This window comes from Pseudomonas sp. JAI120, assembly GCF_014207255.1.
Lineage (GTDB): Bacteria > Pseudomonadota > Gammaproteobacteria > Pseudomonadales > Pseudomonadaceae > Aquipseudomonas.
In genome coordinates this window covers 1-1,364 of record NZ_JACHCZ010000015.1, presented here as the reverse complement: position 1 = coordinate 1,364, position 1,364 = coordinate 1, and the positions used below count along the sequence as shown (strand labels likewise).

1 protein-coding gene is annotated in these 1,364 nt (G+C 58.3%); it reads right to left on the bottom strand.

The window, feature by feature from the left end:
• A partial coding sequence (locus HDC32_RS31835; RefSeq protein WP_145338893.1) for a DUF1329 domain-containing protein occupies positions 1 to 1,364 on the bottom strand: 1,364 nt, incomplete at both ends.

The window sequence follows — 1,364 nt, the reverse complement described above, 5'->3', positions numbered from 1 at the left end:
CGCTGAGACTGTCGCGCAAGAGACTCAGGCGTAAAGAACGTCAGCGGTTTCAGCTCGTCGAACACCTTCACCCCCTTGGTCCCGGCAGAAATGGAGGAGTGATAGTAGACTCCGGTGGCAAAGTCGTAGATCCAGAACGGCGAGGCGAACGGAATTTGCTTGTCGTACATTTGGTAAGACGGCAGGAAGATCGACTTTGCCAGCTTGCCAGAGGCGTCCCAGCCGTCTGACATCCCGGCAGCCAGAATGTCCTCGTCGTAGTACAAGCGACGCTTGGGCTGTACGTGACGCATGCCTGGCTTCAGAGTGAGCTCGACCACATGCACGCGATGCAGTTCCCAGCGCATAACCGTAGGATTGGGGTGCTTGTCGGCCAGCAGGTTGGCCGGAGTGGTCTGCGCCCAGTCGTAATTGTTGTAGGGGATGATCATTTCCTTTACGCCCAGATATTTCATGTCATACCGGTCCTGCTTGCCGGAGAACATGTAGATCTCGTCGTAAAGCATGGCACCGCCAGAAGTCGATACAGGAAAGTCGTATTCGGCATCCGGTGCACGACGGACACGCCGCTGGCCAGGGGAGTAGTTCCAGGTCGCGTTGGGATTCTTGTTGGGGTTGACGTAGTACCTGATCAGATTGCCTTCTCCGACATTGCGTGCCGGTGCGGTGTAGATGTTCAGGAACGTCTGGTAAAGCCCCAGCGAAGCGAACTTATCGACATCCAATGCCTTGTTGTAGTACTGCGAATCGGTGGCCGCACTGGTGCCGTTGGTCAGTACCTTGCTGCCCTTGGCGTCGACATACCAGCCTTGGCCCGTCAACAGGAGTGATGCGCCGCGGTAATGCAACTGTGCATTCCAGACCACTTCGTGGCCGGTTTTCGGGGTCGGGAACGGCACCCCACCGAAACAGCCTTCCACGGCAAGACCATCGTCGATGGTCTTGCAGCGGCTGGCATTGGCAATGCTATTTTGGTTGACCCAGTCGGGGTAGCGGGCACTGCGTCGGCTCGGATAGACCGTGACGGTGTAACTGCCCGGGAAGCGCTTAATCAGTTCCTGAGTACCTTCGGAAAGCTGATCGGCGTACTGCGCGACGTTCTTGTTGTCGATGATGAACAACGGCTTGTCACTGGCATAGGGATTGGCCCAGAAGCCGGAGTCGGACTTAAAACCCTCCGGATGGGTGGACGGCGGCAGGCCACCGGTATAGGCCGGAATAGTACCGGCTGCGTTGCCGGCGACCGTGGCTCCCCAGGGCGTCAGGGTCTTGCCGAGTGCGGCAGCTTCCTGCGGGGAGACTGCGGCATGACTCGCTCCCGCGGTCAGGGACATGATTGCCAGGGCGCCAATGAGCGATTTCAT